Source organism: Pseudomonas azotoformans, assembly GCF_001579805.1.
Classification (GTDB): domain Bacteria; phylum Pseudomonadota; class Gammaproteobacteria; order Pseudomonadales; family Pseudomonadaceae; genus Aquipseudomonas; species Aquipseudomonas azotoformans_A.
In genome coordinates, this window is record NZ_CP014546.1 from 5,588,075 (window position 1) to 5,604,899 (window position 16,825).

At 60.7% G+C, this 16,825-nt stretch carries 14 protein-coding genes; all 14 read left to right on the top strand.

Going from position 1 to position 16,825, the window contains the following annotated elements; genetic code table 11:
- Positions 1-39 precede the first annotated feature (39 nt).
- Entirely contained in the window at positions 40-1,164 is a 1,125-nt protein-coding gene (gene mnmA / locus AYR47_RS25585) for a tRNA 2-thiouridine(34) synthase MnmA (protein WP_033896831.1), read from the top strand.
- Positions 1,161-1,784, top strand: a complete 624-nt coding sequence (gene hflD / locus AYR47_RS25590) for a high frequency lysogenization protein HflD (protein WP_033896832.1) — start codon at positions 1,161-1,163, stop codon at positions 1,782-1,784. The genes mnmA and hflD overlap by 4 nt, the downstream gene beginning before the upstream one ends.
- 125 nt (positions 1,785-1,909) lie before the next feature.
- Positions 1,910-3,280, top strand: a complete 1,371-nt coding sequence (gene purB, locus AYR47_RS25595) for an adenylosuccinate lyase (protein ID WP_033896833.1) — start codon at positions 1,910-1,912, stop codon at positions 3,278-3,280.
- An 84-nt stretch (positions 3,281-3,364) separates the two neighbouring features.
- Positions 3,365-4,531 carry a ribosomal protein uL16 3-hydroxylase gene (locus AYR47_RS25600; protein WP_033896834.1) on the top strand — a complete coding sequence of 389 codons (1,167 nt, stop codon included), beginning with the start codon at positions 3,365-3,367 and terminating at the stop codon, positions 4,529-4,531.
- Positions 4,524-4,946 (top strand): GNAT family N-acetyltransferase, encoded by a 423-nt coding sequence (locus AYR47_RS25605; protein ID WP_033896835.1) that lies wholly within the window; start codon positions 4,524-4,526, stop codon positions 4,944-4,946. The genes AYR47_RS25600 and AYR47_RS25605 overlap by 8 nt, the downstream gene beginning before the upstream one ends.
- Positions 4,947-5,096: 150 nt before the next feature.
- Positions 5,097-5,834, top strand: coding sequence for a secretin N-terminal domain-containing protein (locus AYR47_RS25610; protein ID WP_061448904.1), 738 nt, complete (start codon positions 5,097-5,099; stop codon positions 5,832-5,834).
- 490 nt (positions 5,835-6,324) lie between these two features.
- Positions 6,325-7,650 carry an isocitrate lyase gene (gene aceA, locus AYR47_RS25615; protein WP_003174717.1) on the top strand — a complete coding sequence of 442 codons (1,326 nt, stop codon included), beginning with the start codon at positions 6,325-6,327 and terminating at the stop codon, positions 7,648-7,650.
- 501 nt (positions 7,651-8,151) lie between these two features.
- Positions 8,152-8,565 carry an NADH-quinone oxidoreductase subunit A gene (locus tag AYR47_RS25620; RefSeq protein ID WP_003219575.1) on the top strand — a complete coding sequence of 138 codons (414 nt, stop codon included), beginning with the start codon at positions 8,152-8,154 and terminating at the stop codon, positions 8,563-8,565.
- 10 nt (positions 8,566-8,575) lie between these two features.
- The gene (locus tag AYR47_RS25625; RefSeq protein ID WP_016975544.1) at positions 8,576-9,250 is read left to right on the top strand and encodes a NuoB/complex I 20 kDa subunit family protein; all 675 of its coding nucleotides are present in this window, start codon (positions 8,576-8,578) and stop codon (positions 9,248-9,250) included.
- 73 nt (positions 9,251-9,323) lie between these two features.
- Positions 9,324-11,108: an NADH-quinone oxidoreductase subunit C/D gene (gene nuoC / locus AYR47_RS25630; protein WP_061449483.1), complete on the top strand. Its 1,785-nt coding sequence runs from the start codon at positions 9,324-9,326 to the stop codon at positions 11,106-11,108.
- Positions 11,109-11,110: 2 nt separating this feature from the next.
- Complete coding sequence (gene nuoE, locus AYR47_RS25635) at positions 11,111-11,608, top strand: NADH-quinone oxidoreductase subunit NuoE (RefSeq protein WP_016975546.1); 498 nt, start codon at positions 11,111-11,113, stop codon at positions 11,606-11,608.
- The gene (gene nuoF, locus AYR47_RS25640) at positions 11,605-12,960 is read left to right on the top strand and encodes an NADH-quinone oxidoreductase subunit NuoF (protein ID WP_003174722.1); all 1,356 of its coding nucleotides are present in this window, start codon (positions 11,605-11,607) and stop codon (positions 12,958-12,960) included. The genes nuoE and nuoF overlap by 4 nt, the downstream gene beginning before the upstream one ends.
- Before the next feature lie 135 nt (positions 12,961-13,095).
- Complete coding sequence (nuoG, locus tag AYR47_RS25645; RefSeq protein WP_033896838.1) at positions 13,096-15,810, top strand: NADH-quinone oxidoreductase subunit NuoG; 2,715 nt, start codon at positions 13,096-13,098, stop codon at positions 15,808-15,810.
- A complete protein-coding gene (nuoH, locus tag AYR47_RS25650; protein WP_017137518.1) occupies positions 15,807-16,814 on the top strand; it encodes an NADH-quinone oxidoreductase subunit NuoH in 1,008 nt (335 codons plus the stop codon). Before nuoG ends, nuoH begins: the two co-directional genes overlap by 4 nt.
- Positions 16,815-16,825: the final 11 nt, after the last annotated feature.

Genomic DNA, 16,825 nt, shown 5'->3' on the forward strand with positions numbered 1-16,825 from the left:
TAGAATCGCGTCCTTTTTCAAGACACCCGTTGAAACCCTATGCGTGATCCAGCCCCTTCTGACACACAAAAGAAGCGCGTCATCGTCGGCATGTCCGGCGGCGTGGATTCTTCCGTTTCCGCCGTTCTGCTCATGGAGCAGGGTTATGAGGTGGAAGGCCTGTTCATGAAGAACTGGGAAGAAGACGATGGAACGGAATACTGCACCGCCATGGACGATCTGGCGGACGCCCAGGCCGTGTGCGACAAGATCGGTATCAAGCTGCACACCGCCAACTTCGCCGCCGAGTATTGGGACAACGTGTTCGAGCACTTCCTGGCCGAATACAAGGCCGGCCGCACGCCGAACCCGGACATCCTGTGCAACCGTGAAATCAAGTTCAAGGCATTCCTCGACTACGCCATGATGCTCGGCGCGGACCTGATTGCCACTGGCCACTATGTGCGCCGCCGCGATATCGATGGCCGTACCGAACTGCTCAAGGGCCTGGACCCGAACAAGGACCAGAGCTATTTCCTGCACGCCGTCGGCGGTGAACAGATCGCCAAGACCCTGTTCCCGGTGGGCGAGCTGGAAAAACCCGAAGTGCGCAAGATTGCCGAGAAACACGGCCTGGCCACCGCCAAGAAGAAGGATTCCACCGGGATCTGCTTTATCGGCGAGCGCCGCTTCAGCGACTTCCTCAAGCAGTACCTGCCAGCGCAACCGGGCGAAATCCACACCACCGAAGGTGAAGTCATCGGCCGTCACCATGGCCTGATGTATCACACCATCGGCCAACGCCAGGGCCTGGGCATCGGCGGCTTGAAAGACGCCGGTGAAGAGCCGTGGTACGTGCTGGTCAAGGACCTGGAAAACAACGTGCTGATCGTCGGCCAAGGCAACGAGCATCCACTGTTGTTCTCCGGCGCCCTGCTCGCTTCGGAAATCTATTGGGTCAACCCGATTGACCTGAGCACCCCGCGCCGCCTGACTGCCAAAGTGCGCTATCGCCAGAGCGACCAGCCCTGCACCCTGGAAAAAACCGCCACCGGCTACCGCGCCACCTTTGATGACCCGCAACGCGCGGTCACGCCTGGCCAGTCCGTGGTGTTCTACGACGGCGAAATCTGCCTGGGCGGCGGCGTGATTGAAGTGGCCGAAGCCTGGAGCAACCCGGCATGAGCCCGACCCAGGAGCAATTGACGGCACTCGGCGGGGTTTTCCTCGCCGCTGTCTTGGTGGACAAGATCGCCAAGACCGGCCAGGTCACCGAGGCGGGCCTGACCTGCATGCTCGGCAGCCTGCTGATCCGCGACCCCAAGGACACCCTGGAAGTCTACGGCGGCGACGATATCGCGCTGCGTGAAGGTTACCGCGCGCTGATCGGCGCCCTGGAGCGCGACCCAAGCACGTTGCAGCGCGAGCCGTTGCGCTATGCCTTGTCAATGCTTGGCCTTGAGCGTCAGTTGGCCAAGCGCGACGACCTGCTGGAGGTCATCGGCAAGCGTTTGCCACAGATTCAATCCCAGGTGGAACACTTCGGCCCGGCCCACGAAAACGTGATCGCGGCCTGTGGCGCGCTGTACCAGGACACCCTGAGCACCTTGCGCCAACGCATCCAGGTGCACGGCGACATGCGCAACCTGCAGCAACCGAACAACGCCTCGAAAATCCGTGCACTGCTCCTGGCCGGTATTCGTTCGGCGCGATTGTGGCGTCAGTTGGGCGGTCATCGTTGGCAGTTGGTGATCAGCCGCCGCAAATTGCTCAAAGAGCTTTACCCGTTGATGCGCAACGAATAAGTCGCACCGACAGGCTATTTTCAAGCCGTTACGCGTAATACGCCGGTCAGTTGGCGACGGACCGGCGGATTTTTTCATGTATGATACGCGCCCCATTTCGTTGCCCGACTGTCCGAGAACACCCCATGCAGCTCTCTTCGCTCACTGCGGTTTCCCCTGTTGACGGCCGCTACGCCGGCAAAACCCAGGCCCTGCGCCCTATTTTCAGTGAATACGGCCTGATCCGTGCTCGTGTTCTGGTTGAAGTGCGCTGGCTCCAGCGCCTGGCCGCTCATCCCGCCATCAGCGAAGTGCCGGCGTTCTCCGCGCAAGCCAACGCTGTGCTCAACACCCTGGCGGAAAACTTCTCCCTGGAGCACGCCGAGCGTGTGAAAGAGATCGAGCGCACCACCAACCACGACGTAAAAGCCATCGAATACCTGCTCAAAGAGCAAGCGGCCAAGCTGCCGGAACTGGCCCAGGTCAGCGAGTTCATCCACTTTGCCTGCACCAGCGAGGACATCAACAACCTGTCCCACGCCCTGATGCTGCGCGAAGGCCGTGATGACGTGATGCTGCCGCTGATGCGCCAGACTGCCAACGCCATCCGCGAACTGGCGATCCGTTTCGCCGACGTGCCAATGCTGTCGCGCACCCACGGCCAGCCGGCGTCGCCGACCACCCTGGGCAAAGAATTGGCCAACGTGGTGTACCGCCTGGAGCGTCAGATCACTCAAGTGGCGGCCGTGCCGCTGCTGGGCAAGATCAACGGCGCCGTAGGCAACTACAACGCCCACCTGTCGGCCTACCCTGAGATCGACTGGGAAGCCAACGCCCGCGCCTTCATCGAAGACGAGCTGGGCCTGGGCTTCAACCCGTACACCACGCAGATCGAACCGCACGACTACATCGCCGAGCTGTTCGACGCCATTGCGCGCTTCAACACCATCCTGATCGACTTCGATCGCGATATCTGGGGCTACATCTCCCTGGGCTACTTCAAGCAGCGCACCATTGCCGGTGAAATCGGTTCGTCGACCATGCCGCACAAGGTCAACCCGATCGACTTTGAAAACTCCGAAGGCAACCTCGGCATCGCCAACGCCCTGTTCCAGCACCTGGCCAGCAAGTTGCCGATCTCCCGCTGGCAGCGCGACCTGACCGACTCCACCGTACTGCGCAACCTCGGCGTGGGCTTCGCTCACAGCGTGATCGCGTACGAAGCCAGCCTCAAAGGCATCAGCAAACTTGAGCTCAATGAGCAGAAGATCGCCGCTGACCTGGACGCGTGCTGGGAAGTCCTGGCCGAGCCGATCCAGACCGTGATGCGCCGCTACAACATCGAGAATCCGTACGAAAAGCTGAAAGAGTTGACGCGCGGCAAGGGCATCACCTCTGACGCACTGCAAACTTTCATCGACGGCCTGGACATGCCAGCCGCGGCCAAGGCCGAGCTGAAACTACTGACCCCGGCCAACTACATCGGCAACGCTGTAGAGCAAGCCAAGCGCATCTGATCTTTGCTTGACCCTTTGAGACGCCCGGCCGCGCCGGGCGTTTTTATTCCAGTCTGAAAAGTGCTTTTTTTCAATAGGTTACACATGAATCCTGATATCCCTCTTCAACTTCTGGGCGGCATCACGGCACGGGAATTCCTGCGCGACTACTGGCAGAAAAAGCCGCTGCTGATCCGTCAGGCCATCCCTGATTTCGAAAGCCCGATCGACGCCGACGAGCTGGCCGGCCTGGCCCTGGAAGAAGAAGTCGAATCGCGCCTGGTGATCGAACACGGCGAGCGCCCGTGGGAATTGCGTCGCGGCCCGTTTGCTGAAGATGCCTTCAGCACGCTGCCTGAGCGCGAGTGGACCCTGCTGGTGCAGGCCGTCGACCAGTTCGTGCCGGAAGTGGCCGAACTGCTCGAGCAGTTCCGCTTCCTGCCAAGCTGGCGCATCGACGACGTGATGATCAGCTTCGCCGCGCCCGGTGGCAGCGTCGGTCCGCACTTCGACAACTACGATGTGTTCCTGCTGCAAGCCCAAGGCAAGCGCAACTGGAAGATCGGCCAGATGTGCAACTCCGAAAGCCCGCTGCTGCAGCACGCCGACCTGCGCATCCTCGCTGAATTCGAAGAAAGCGCCGAGTGGGTGCTGGAACCGGGCGACATGCTTTACCTGCCGCCGCGCCTGGCGCACTTCGGTATTGCCGAAGATGACTGCATGACCTATTCCGTAGGTTTCCGCGCCCCCAGCGCCGCTGAAGTGCTGACCCACTTCACCGACTTCCTCAGCCAGTACCTGACTGACGAAGAACGCTACACCGACGCCGACGCCCAGCCGGTCAGCGACCCGCACCAGATCCAGGGCGACGCGCTCGACCGCCTCAAGAGCCTGCTGGCCGAGCACATGAGCGATGAGCGCATGCTGCTGACCTGGTTCGGCCAGTTCATGACCGAACCGCGCTATCCTGAGCTGGTGGCCGGTGAAGAATTGGGCGAAGAGGATTTCGTCAACAGCCTGCAAGACGGCGCGATCCTGGTGCGCAACCCAAGCGCGCGCATGGCCTGGTCGGAAGTCGACGATGATGTGCTGCTGTTCGCCAGCGGCCAGAGCCGCTACCTGCCGGGCAAGCTGCGCGAACTGCTCAAGCTGATCTGCGCCGCCGACGCCCTGCACGCCGAAAACCTCGGCCCATGGCTGGCGGACGAAGACGGTCGCGACCTGCTGTGCGAATTGGTCAAGCAAGGAAGCCTGGGATTTGCCGATGAATAAGATTCACGTAAGTGTCGCGGACTGGCAAAAGGATATCGCTGAGATTCGGCGCATTCGTGAAGCGGTGTTTATCGCTGAACAATCGGTTCCGCCAGAGCTGGAGTGGGACGCGGACGACGCCGGCGCTGTGCATTTCCTTGCATTCGAAGGTGATTTTCCGATTGGCACCGCGCGCCTGCTGCCCAGTGGCGAGATCGGACGTGTGTCGGTACTCAAGGACTGGCGCGGACTGAAGGTCGGCGACAAGCTGATGGAAGCGGTGATCGGCGTGGCCGAGAAGCGCGGCCAGACCAGGCAGTTCCTGAGCGCACAGGTTTATGCAGCGCCGTTCTATGAGCGACTGGGCTTCAAGATCGTCAGTGACGAATTCCTTGAAGTCGGGATTCCGCATGTGGACATGGTGCGCGGCGACTGATCCGAAACCGCATCGCCTGCGATAGCGATATCAGCAACACCAATAATGCCCTGCCTTGCCAGGGCATTTTGCCGTCTACGATTCAACTTGCCCCCCGCCAGGCCGACAAACTGGCAAACTCAAGCTTAATGACTCGCAGAGATAACGGACATGTCCCTACGCACCCTGCTCACCGCCCTTCTCCTGACCGCCAGCGTTTCGGCCATAGCCGACACCGAAGTGGTCAACCTGAGCAACCGCACCAGCGCCGACCTGCTCCCCGTAGCGCAGAACTTCATCGGCAAGGACGGCACCGTCAGCGCCTACGGCAACCAGCTTATTGTCAACGCCAACCCCGCCAAGATCCAGGACTTGCGCGCCCTGCTCTCCCAACTCGACACACCGGCCAAGCGGCTGCTGATCACCGTCGACACCAACGAAAACAAACAACAGAACAGCGGCGACAGCCAGACCCGCATCATCAGCTACGGCACCGCCAGCCGCGACGGCGGGATCCAGCAGATCCAGGCCAGCGAAGGCGTGCCCGCACTGATCCAGGTCGGCCAGAGCGTGCCGCTGACCACCACCCAGCAAGACAGCTACGGCCGCCTGCAGAACCAGACTCAGTATCGCAACGTCACTCAGGGTTTCTACGTGACGGCGAGCGTCACCGGCGAAACCGTGCACCTGGCGATCAGTACCAACCGTGACCGCATGAGCCAGGAACGTCCCGATGTAGTGAATGTGCAAAGTACCGACACAACCGTCAGCGGCCGCTTGGGTGAATGGATCCCCCTGGCCGGTATCAATCGCGAGACCCAGGCCGACAAATCCTCTGGAACCCGCACCTACTCTACTCAAGGCCGCGATGACCTGACTGTGCGGGTCAAGGTCGATACCCTGAACTGAAGCACCAAAAACTGACTGATGAGTCGTCTTAGACTAAAGATGTAGTGCTTGAAAATAAGCACTACAAAACATTTGACGATCCAAAAAAGCATGGGCATGATGGCCTCGCTCCCGCTAATCAGGGGCCCTGGCAAGGGCCTTCGGATCGCCGCTCCAAGCTACCCACCTGAGCCGATTCGTGTCTGTACCGCCCACAAGGCGTGTTTGACGAGGTTGCGACTGGAACGAAGTTGTCCCGAGGGACGGAAGCTAACCAGGTAACCCGGCTACACGCTGTTGAACACCCAAGGGCCCACGACGCCCTCAGACTGTTCGCGGCCCGCCTTTACCTACCGCCCCTCTCGCCAATCGTTCATCCCGTCGCATTCCCCGCCAGACCCGACATGACCGCCTAAGCTTCTGGTCAGCGAGCAGCCCTGCCCACGCATTTGAATGCAGGGCTGGCAAATGGATTTTTCCACCACAAGAAGACGCGACGAGGTTTACTTCCATGGCACTGACACGCGAACAGCAAATTGCAGCCCTCGAAAAAGACTGGGCTGAAAACCCACGCTGGAAAGGCGTGACCCGCGCTTATTCCGCTGCTGACGTCGTCCGCCTGCGTGGCTCGGTTCAACCTGAGCACACCTTTGCAAAACTCGGCGCCGAGAAGCTGTGGAACCTGGTGACCCAAGGTGCCAAGCCCTCCTTCCGTCCCGACAAAGATTTCGTCAACTGCATGGGCGCCCTCACTGGCGGCCAGGCAGTGCAACAGGTGAAAGCCGGTATCCAGGCGATCTACCTGTCCGGCTGGCAAGTGGCAGCGGACAACAACTCCGCTGAATCCATGTACCCCGACCAATCGCTGTACCCGGTGGACTCGGTCCCAACCGTGGTCAAGCGCATCAACAACTCGTTCCGTCGTGCCGACCAGATCCAGTGGAAAGCCGGCAAGAACCCAGGCGACGAAGGCTACATCGACTACTTCGCGCCGATCGTGGCTGACGCGGAAGCCGGTTTCGGCGGCGTGCTGAACGCCTACGAATTGATGAAGAGCATGATCGAGGCTGGCGCTGCCGGCGTGCACTTCGAAGACCAGCTTGCTTCGGTGAAGAAATGTGGCCACATGGGCGGCAAAGTATTGGTGCCAACCCAGGAAGCCGTACAGAAGCTCACCGCTGCACGTCTGGCGGCTGACGTTGCCGGTACTCCGACCATCATCCTGGCCCGTACCGACGCCAACGCCGCTGACCTGCTGACTTCGGACTGCGACCCGTACGACCAGCCATTCGTGACCGGCGAGCGCACTCAGGAAGGTTTCTACAAGGTACGTGCCGGCCTGGACCAGGCGATTGCCCGAGGCCTGGCCTACGCGCCGTACGCCGACCTGATCTGGTGCGAAACCGCCAAGCCGGACCTGGACGAAGCCCGTCGCTTCGCCGAGGCGATCAAGAAGGAATACCCAGACCAACTGCTGTCCTACAACTGCTCGCCTTCCTTCAACTGGAAGAAGAACCTGGACGACGCGACCATCGCCAAGTTCCAGCGTGAACTGTCCGCCATGGGCTACAAGCACCAGTTCATCACCCTGGCCGGCATTCACAACATGTGGCACAGCATGTTCAACCTGGCGCACGACTACGCCCGCAACGACATGACCGCCTACGTGAAGCTGCAAGAGCAGGAGTTCGCTGACGCCGCCAAGGGCTACACCTTCGTGGCTCACCAGCAGGAAGTGGGCACCGGCTACTTCGACGACATGACCACCGTGATCCAGGGCGGCACCTCGTCCGTGACCGCACTGACCGGCTCGACCGAAGAAGAGCAGTTCCACTAAGCACCGCGTACACGGCCACTGCGGCCCCAAGGAAGACCTAACCGCAGTGCCGCACAACAATCACGCCCCGACCTGTTCGGGGCGTTTTTTTGTCAAAACATTGATCCAGAGCGGTGTTCGCGTGGATCAGATCGGTTAAAAGATCCCCGTCAGCAACTAAGCGACACTCTAGCAAGTAACGGCAACTTCCCTCGCCACACGCGAAACATTCGCTTAAACCCCACGCAAACAATATTCATTATCATTTAGCGCATGAAAACTTCGTTACAGGATAAACAAAACACATTTGATTAAATGCCCGCTAATGCCCGCCCCACAAGGGCTACAGCCCCAAGAAGGTGCACTATGTCCTTATTCCATCGAATAATTTCGCTATAGGAATTTTACTTGCCCGGTGTTTAGCCATAAAATCACCGCGATTGATTGCAGTGCGACATATCGTCACTGCATCGTTACTTTTTCGAGCTCAGAGACCTTTGCTCTCTGTTAAGGATTTCCAGCATGACCGAAGCGACAGGACTCATGGCCCACAACTGGGGCTTTGCCATTTTCCTCCTCGGTGTTGTCGGCCTCTGCGCCTTCATGCTCGGTGTCTCCAGCCTCCTCGGGTCAAAAGCCTGGGGCCGCAGCAAAAATGAACCGTTCGAGTCCGGCATGCTGCCTACAGGTGGCGCCCGCTTGCGGCTCTCAGCCAAATTCTATCTGGTCGCGATGCTGTTCGTGATCTTCGATATCGAAGCCCTTTTTCTCTTTGCCTGGTCTGTGTCCGTCCGCGAAAGCGGCTGGACCGGATTCGTCGAAGCTCTCGTTTTCATAGCAATTCTGTTGGCAGGCCTTGTCTACCTATTTCGAGTGGGCGCCCTTGATTGGGCTCCGGAAGCTCGTCGTAAGCGGCAAGCGAAGCTGAAACAATGAGGCTTTGGCGATGCAATACAATCTCACCAGGATCGACCCGGATGCTCCTAACGATCAATACCCCATCGGCGAACGGGAAACCGTCTCCGATCCGTTAGAAGATCAAGTCCACAAAAACATCTACATGGGCAAGCTCGAAGACGTGCTGAGTGGCGCGGTCAACTGGGGGCGTAAAAACTCCCTGTGGCCGTACAACTTCGGCCTTTCGTGCTGCTACGTGGAAATGACCACCGCCTTCACGGCGCCCCACGACATCGCGCGCTTTGGCGCCGAAGTTATCCGGGCATCACCGCGCCAGGCGGATTTCATGGTTATCGCCGGCACCTGCTTTATCAAGATGGCGCCGATCATCCAGCGTCTCTACGAGCAAATGCTCGAGCCGAAGTGGGTTATCTCCATGGGTTCGTGCGCCAACTCCGGTGGCATGTACGACATCTACTCCGTCGTTCAGGGGGTGGACAAGTTCCTGCCCGTGGATGTCTACGTGCCTGGCTGCCCGCCCCGCCCCGAAGCATTCCTGCAAGGCTTGATGCTGTTGCAGGAATCGATCGGCAAGGAGCGTCGCCCGCTTTCCTGGGTCGTTGGCGATCAAGGCGTATACCGCGCCGAGATGCCTTCGCAAAAGGAAGAGCGCCGCGAACAGCGAATCGCAGTCACCAACCTGCGCAGCCCTGACGAAGTCTGATCCAGCCCGCTTCTTTAAATAGAACGAACACCTGGCTTCATTCTTTACGTTGACCGAAAGCGATAAAAAAACCATGACTACAGGCAGCGCTCTGTACATCCCGCCTTATAAGGCAGACGACCAGGATGTGGTCGTCGAACTCAATAACCGTTTTGGCCCTGACGCCTTCACCGCCCAGGCCACACGCACCGGTATGCCGGTGCTGTGGGTGGCGCGCGCCAAGCTCGTCGAAATCCTGACCTTCCTGCGTAACCTGCCCAAGCCGTACGTCATGCTCTATGACCTGCATGGCGTGGACGAGCGTCTGCGCACCAAGCGTCAAGGGCTGCCGAGCGGCGCCGATTTCACCGTGTTCTACCACCTGATGTCGCTGGAACGTAACAGCGACGTGATGATCAAGGTCGCACTAAGCGAAAGCGACTTGAGCATCCCGACCGTCACCGGTATCTGGCCGAACGCCAGCTGGTACGAGCGTGAAGTGTGGGACATGTTCGGTATCGACTTCCCGGGCCACCCGCACCTGACGCGCATCATGATGCCGCCGACCTGGGAAGGTCACCCGCTGCGCAAGGACTTCCCTGCCCGCGCCACCGAATTCGATCCGTTCAGCCTCAACCTCGCCAAGCAACAGCTTGAAGAGGAAGCCGCACGTTTTCGTCCGGAAGACTGGGGCATGAAACGCTCCGGCACCAACGAGGACTACATGTTCCTCAACCTGGGCCCGAACCACCCTTCGGCTCACGGTGCCTTCCGCATCATCCTGCAACTGGACGGCGAAGAAATCGTCGACTGCGTGCCCGACATCGGCTACCACCACCGTGGTGCCGAGAAGATGGCCGAACGTCAGTCGTGGCACAGCTTCATCCCGTACACCGACCGTATCGATTACCTCGGCGGCGTGATGAACAACCTGCCGTACGTGCTCTCGGTCGAGAAGCTGGCCGGTATCAAGGTGCCGGACCGCGTCGACACCATCCGCATCATGATGGCCGAGTTCTTCCGCATCACCAGCCACCTGCTGTTCCTGGGTACCTATATCCAGGACGTCGGCGCCATGACCCCGGTGTTCTTCACCTTCACCGACCGTCAGCGCGCCTACAAGGTCATCGAAGCCATCACTGGTTTCCGCCTGCACCCGGCCTGGTACCGCATCGGCGGCGTGGCCCACGACCTGCCCAATGGCTGGGAGCGCCTGGTCAAGGAATTCATCGACTGGATGCCCAAGCGTCTCGACGAGTACCAAAAGGCTGCGCTGGATAACAGCATCCTCAAGGGTCGAACCATCGGCGTCGCCCAGTACAACACCAAAGAGGCCCTGGAATGGGGCGTCACCGGTGCTGGCCTGCGGTCCACCGGTTGCGATTTCGACCTGCGTAAGGCACGCCCGTACTCCGGCTACGAGAACTTCGAATTCGAAGTCCCGCTGGCCGCCAATGGCGATGCCTACGACCGTTGCATCGTGCGTGTCGAAGAAATGCGCCAGAGCCTGAAGATCATCGAGCAATGCATGCGCAACATGCCGGCAGGCCCGTACAAGGCGGATCACCCGCTGACCACGCCGCCGCCGAAAGAGCGCACGCTGCAGCACATCGAAACCCTGATCACGCACTTCCTGCAAGTTTCGTGGGGCCCGGTCATGCCGGCCAACGAATCCTTCCAGATGATTGAAGCGACCAAGGGTATCAACAGTTATTACCTGACGAGCGATGGCGGCACCATGAGCTACCGCACCCGGATCCGTACCCCAAGCTTTGCCCACTTGCAGCAGATCCCTTCGGTGATCAAAGGCGAGATGGTCGCGGACTTGATTGCGTACCTGGGTAGTATCGATTTCGTTATGGCCGACGTGGACCGCTAAGCATGAACAGCACGCTTATCCAGACAGACCGTTTCACCCTGAGTGAAACCGAGCGCTCGGCCATCGAGCACGAGCTGCATCACTACGAAGACCCGCGCGCGGCGTCGATCGAAGCCTTGAAGATCGTCCAGAAGGAACGTGGCTGGGTGCCGGACGGCGCCCTCTACGCCATCGGCGAGATCCTCGGCATCCCTGCCAGCGACGTTGAAGGCGTGGCCACGTTCTACAGCCAGATCTTCCGCCAGCCGGTGGGCCGCCACATCATTCGCGTGTGCGACAGCATGGTCTGCTACATCGGCGGCCACGAATCGGTGGTTGACGCGATCCAGACCAAACTGGGCATCGGCCTCGGCCAGACCACCCCTGACGGCCGCTTCACGCTGCTGCCGGTGTGCTGCCTGGGCAACTGCGACAAGGCGCCGGCGTTGATGATCGACGACGACACATTCGGTGACGTGCAGGCAACTGGCGTGACCCAATTGCTCGAGGGCTACCCATGACGCTTACATCTTTCGGCCCGGCCAACCTGATCAAGCGTTCGCCTGAGACCCACCCGCTGACCTGGCGCCTGCGTGACGATGCCGAGCCGGTGTGGCTCGACGAGTACCAGGCCAAGAACGGTTACGCGGCGGCGCGCAAAGCCTTTGCTGACATGGCCCAAGACGATATCGTCCAGACCGTGAAAGACGCAGGCCTTAAAGGTCGCGGCGGTGCAGGCTTCCCCACGGGCGTTAAGTGGGGCCTGATGCCCAAGGACGAATCCATCAACATCCGCTACCTGCTGTGCAACGCGGATGAAATGGAGCCGAACACCTGGAAAGACCGCATGCTGATGGAGCAACTGCCCCATCTGCTGATCGAAGGCATGCTGATCAGTGCCCGTGCGCTGAAAACCTACCGTGGCTACATCTTCCTGCGTGGCGAGTACACCACCGCTGCCAAGCACCTCAACCGTGCCGTGGAAGAAGCCAAGGCGGCTGGCCTGCTGGGTAAGAACATCCTGGGTTCCGGCTTTGACTTCGAACTGTTCGTGCACACCGGCGCCGGGCGTTACATCTGCGGTGAAGAAACCGCACTGATCAACTCCCTCGAAGGCCGCCGCGCCAACCCGCGTTCCAAACCGCCCTTCCCTGCCGCCGTCGGCGTGTGGGGCAAGCCGACTTGCGTGAACAACGTCGAGACCCTGTGCAACGTACCGGCGATCATCGCCGACGGCGTGGACTGGTACAAATCGTTGGCCCGTGAAGGCAGCGAAGACATGGGCACCAAGCTCATGGGCTTCTCCGGCAAGGTCAAGAACCCTGGCCTGTGGGAACTGCCGTTCGGCGTGACCGCCCGCGAGCTGTTCGAGGACTACGCCGGCGGCATGCGCGACGGCTACACCTTGAAGGCCTGGCAGCCAGGTGGTGCCGGTACTGGCTTCCTGCTCCCTGAGCACCTCGACGCACAGATGTATGCCGGCGGCATCGGCAAGGTCGGCACCCGGATGGGTACGGGCCTGGCGATGGCGGTGGACAACACGGTGAACATGGTCTCGCTGCTGCGCAACATGGAGCAGTTCTTTGCCCGTGAATCCTGCGGCTTCTGCACCCCATGCCGCGACGGTCTGCCGTGGAGCGTGAAGCTGCTGATGGCCCTGGAAAATGGCGAAGGCCGCGAGGGTGATATCGAAACCCTGCTCGGCCTGGTCGGTTTCCTCGGCCCTGGCAAGACCTTCTGTGCTCACGCACCGGGCGCCGTGGAGCCATTGGGCAGTGCCATCAAATACTTCCGCTCGGAGTTCGAAGCCGGCATCGCGCCTACCAGCGCCGCCGTCCCGCCTCTGGCAAGGCCGATCGTAGTCGGCGCGTAACGCTTTAAAAGGCGAAGGGTCCGTGCCCTTCGCATTCTCATGGGCTGACGCCGTAAAGGCTGTGTTGATGCCCATGAATAACAAGATTCCATTAGCCACGCCCGCTGACAACGGGCCAACGAAGAACTTTGAACCATGGCCACTATCCACGTAGACGGCAAAGCGCTCGAAGTCGATGGGGCAGACAACCTGTTACAGGCATGTCTCTCACTAGGCCTCGACATCCCGTATTTCTGCTGGCACCCCGCGCTTGGTAGCGTCGGTGCCTGTCGCCAGTGCGCGGTCAAGCAATACACCGACGAGAACGACACCCGTGGTCGTATCGTCATGTCCTGCATGACCCCAGCCACCGACAACACCTGGATCTCCATCGACGATGAAGAATCCAAGGCGTTCCGCGCCAGTGTCGTTGAATGGCTGATGACCAACCACCCCCACGACTGCCCGGTCTGTGAGGAAGGCGGTCACTGCCACCTGCAAGACATGACGGTGATGACCGGCCACAACGAGCGCCGTTATCGCTTCACCAAGCGTACCCACCAGAACCAGGACCTCGGCCCGTTCATTTCCCACGAAATGAACCGCTGCATCGCCTGCTACCGTTGCGTGCGCTTCTATAAAGACTACGCCGGCGGCACCGACCTCGGTGTGTTCGGCGCCCACGACAACGTGTACTTCGGTCGCGTTGAAGACGGCGTGCTCGAAAGCGAGTTCTCCGGCAACCTCACCGAGGTCTGCCCGACCGGTGTGTTCACCGACAAGACCCACTCCGAGCGCTACAACCGTAAGTGGGACATGCAGTTCGCCCCGAGCATCTGCCATGGCTGCTCCAGCGGTTGCAACATCTCCCCGGGTGAGCGCTACGGTGAACTGCGTCGCATCGAAAACCGCTTCAACGGTTCGGTCAACCAGTACTTCCTGTGCGACCGTGGCCGTTTCGGCTATGGCTACGTCAACCGCGAAGACCGCCCGCGCCAGCCGTTGCTGGCCAACGGCGGCAAGCTGAGCCTGGACGACGCGCTGGATAAAGCCGCCGACCTGCTACGCGGCCGCAACATCGTCGGTATCGGTTCGCCGCGCGCCAGCCTCGAAAGCAACTTCGCGTTGCGTGAACTGGTCGGTGCCGAGCACTTCTACAGCGGTATCGAAGCCGCTGAGCTGGAGCGCATCCGCCTGGTCCTGCAAGTGCTGAACGACAGCCCGCTGCCGGTTCCGAACATGCGCGACATCGAAGACCACGACGCCATCTTCGTCCTCGGTGAAGACCTGACCCAGACCGCCGCGCGCATCGCCCTGTCCCTGCGCCAGTCGGTCAAAGGCAAGGCCGAAGACATGGCCGACGCCATGCGCGTACAGCCGTGGCTCGACGCCGCCGTGAAAAACATCGGCCAGCACGCGCTGAACCCGCTGTTTATTGCAAGCATCGCTGAAACCAAGCTCGACGACATCGCCGAAGAATGTGTGCACGCAGCCCCAGACGACCTGGCCCGTATCGGTTTCGCCGTGGCCCACGCCCTCGACGCCAGCGCACCGGCCGTCGAAGGCCTGGACACTGAAGCCGTTGAACTGGCTCAGCGTATCGCCGACGCCCTGCTGGCCGCCAAGCGTCCACTGATCATCGCCGGCACCTCGTTGGGTTCCAAGGCGTTGATCGAAGCCGCTGCCAACATCGCCAAGGCCTTGAAACTGCGTGACAAGAACGGTTCCATCAGCCTGGTCGTGCCTGAAGCCAACAGCCTTGGCCTGGCCATGCTCGGTGGCGAGTCCCTGGACGCGGCCCTGCAAGCCGTGACCGACGGCAAAGCCGACGCCATCGTGGTGCTGGAAAACGACCTGTACACCCGCACCGATGCCGCCAAGGTCGACGCTGCGCTCAACGCCACCAAGGTGCTGATCGTTGCCGACCACCAGAAGACCGCCACCAGCGAGCGCGCCGACCTGGTCCTGCCAGCCGCCACCTTTGCCGAAGGCGACGGTACCCTGGTCAGCCAGGAAGGCCGCGCCCAGCGCTTCTTCCAGGTGTTCGATCCGAAGTACATGGACGCCAGCATCCTGGTTCACGAAGGCTGGCGCTGGCTGCATGCCCTGCGCGCCACCCTGCTGAACCAGCCGATCGACTGGACCCAACTCGACCACGTCACCGCCGCCACCGCCGCGAGCGCGCCGCAACTGGCACGGATCGTCGACGCTGCACCGTCCGCCGCGTTCCGCATCAAGGGCATGAAACTGGCCCGTGAACCGCTGCGTTATTCCGGTCGTACGGCCATGCGCGCCAACATCAGCGTGCACGAACCGCGCACTCCACAAGACCAGGACACCGCGTTTGCCTTCTCCATGGAAGGTTACTCGGGCTCCGCCGAACCGCGCCAACAGGTGCCGTTCGCCTGGTCGCCGGGCTGGAACTCGCCGCAGGCCTGGAACAAGTTCCAGGACGAAGTCGGTGGTCACATCCGTGCTGGCGACCCGGGCACCCGCCTGATCGAAAGCACCGGTGATTCGCTGAACTGGTTCTCTGCCGTACCGCGTCCGTTCAACCCGGCCCAGGGTACTTGGCAGGTCGTGCCGTTCTTCCACCTGTTCGGCAGCGAAGAGAACTCTTCCAAAGCCGCGCCGGTTCAAGAGCGCATCCCAGCCGCCTACGTTGCCCTGGCCAAGTCCGAAGCCGACCGCCTGGGCGTCAACGACGGTGCCTTGCTCAGCCTGAACGTGGCCGGCCAGACCCTGCGTCTGCCGCTGCGCATCAACGACGAGCTGGGCGCTGGCCTGGTTGCACTGCCGAAAGGTTTCGCCGGCATTCCAGCGGCGATCTTTGGCAAAACCGTTGACGGTCTGCAGGAGGCAGCGCAATGACTTGGTTCACGCCGGAAGTAATTGACGTGATCATTTCGGTGGTCAAGGCCATCGTGATCCTGTTGGCCGTGGTCGTCGCGGGCGCCCTACTCAGCTTCGTCGAACGTCGCCTGCTGGGCTGGTGGCAGGACCGTTACGGTCCGAACCGCGTTGGCCCGTTCGGTATGTTCCAGATCGCCGCCGACATGCTGAAAATGTTCTTCAAGGAAGACTGGACCCCGCCGTTTGCCGACAAGGTGATCTTCACCCTGGCACCGGTCGTGGCCATGAGCGCCTTGCTGATCGCCTTCGCGATCATCCCGATCACCCCGACCTGGGGCGTGGCGGACCTGAACATCGGCTTGCTGTTCTTCTTCGCCATGGCCGGTCTGTCGGTCTACGCGGTGCTGTTCGCCGGTTGGTCGAGCAACAACAAGTTCGCCCTCTTGGGCAGCTTGCGGGCTTCGGCCCAGACCGTGTCCTACGAAGTGTTCATGGGCCTCGCGCTGATGGGCATCGTGGTGCAGGTCGGCTCGTTCAACATGCGTGACATCGTCGAGTACCAGGCGCAGAACCTGTGGTTCATCATTCCGCAGTTCTTCGGCTTCTGTACTTTCTTCATTGCTGGCGTCGCCGTGACTCACCGTCACCCGTTCGACCAGCCGGAAGCGGAACAGGAACTGGCCGACGGTTACCACATTGAATACGCCGGCATGAAATGGGGCATGTTCTTCGTCGGTGAGTACATCGGCATCATCTTGATCTCGGCCCTGCTGGTCACGCTGTTCTTCGGCGGCTGGCACGGTCCGTTCGGCATCCTGCCGCAGTTGGCGTTCTTCTGGTTCTTCCTGAAGACCGCGTTCTTCATCATGTTGTTTATCCTGCTGCGCGCGTCCATTCCGCGTCCACGATACGACCAGGTGATGGATTTCAGCTGGCGCTTCTGCCTGCCACTGACCCTGATCAATTTGCTGGTGACGGCTGCCGTTGTGTTGTTGAACACGCCAGCCGGCGCGGTTCAGTGAGGATTTGACCC

What these genes read in the sequence shown, in the direction of transcription:
- AYR47_RS25625 (WP_016975544.1), top strand. Translation starts at nt 8,576, where the DNA reads ATGCAATACAATCTCACCAGGATCGACCCGGATGCTCCTAACGATCAA.
- nuoE (WP_016975546.1), top strand. Translation starts at nt 11,111, where the DNA reads ATGAACAGCACGCTTATCCAGACAGACCGTTTCACCCTGAGTGAAACC.
- AYR47_RS25600 (WP_033896834.1), top strand. Translation starts at nt 3,365, where the DNA reads ATGAATCCTGATATCCCTCTTCAACTTCTGGGCGGCATCACGGCACGG.
- nuoF (WP_003174722.1), top strand. Translation starts at nt 11,605, where the DNA reads ATGACGCTTACATCTTTCGGCCCGGCCAACCTGATCAAGCGTTCGCCT.
- hflD (WP_033896832.1), top strand. Translation starts at nt 1,161, where the DNA reads ATGAGCCCGACCCAGGAGCAATTGACGGCACTCGGCGGGGTTTTCCTC.
- purB (WP_033896833.1), top strand. Translation starts at nt 1,910, where the DNA reads ATGCAGCTCTCTTCGCTCACTGCGGTTTCCCCTGTTGACGGCCGCTAC.
- aceA (WP_003174717.1), top strand. Translation starts at nt 6,325, where the DNA reads ATGGCACTGACACGCGAACAGCAAATTGCAGCCCTCGAAAAAGACTGG.
- AYR47_RS25605 (WP_033896835.1), top strand. Translation starts at nt 4,524, where the DNA reads ATGAATAAGATTCACGTAAGTGTCGCGGACTGGCAAAAGGATATCGCT.
- AYR47_RS25610 (WP_061448904.1), top strand. Translation starts at nt 5,097, where the DNA reads ATGTCCCTACGCACCCTGCTCACCGCCCTTCTCCTGACCGCCAGCGTT.
- mnmA (WP_033896831.1), top strand. Translation starts at nt 40, where the DNA reads ATGCGTGATCCAGCCCCTTCTGACACACAAAAGAAGCGCGTCATCGTC.
- nuoH (WP_017137518.1), top strand. Translation starts at nt 15,807, where the DNA reads ATGACTTGGTTCACGCCGGAAGTAATTGACGTGATCATTTCGGTGGTC.
- AYR47_RS25620 (WP_003219575.1), top strand. Translation starts at nt 8,152, where the DNA reads ATGACCGAAGCGACAGGACTCATGGCCCACAACTGGGGCTTTGCCATT.
- nuoG (WP_033896838.1), top strand. Translation starts at nt 13,096, where the DNA reads ATGGCCACTATCCACGTAGACGGCAAAGCGCTCGAAGTCGATGGGGCA.
- nuoC (WP_061449483.1), top strand. Translation starts at nt 9,324, where the DNA reads ATGACTACAGGCAGCGCTCTGTACATCCCGCCTTATAAGGCAGACGAC.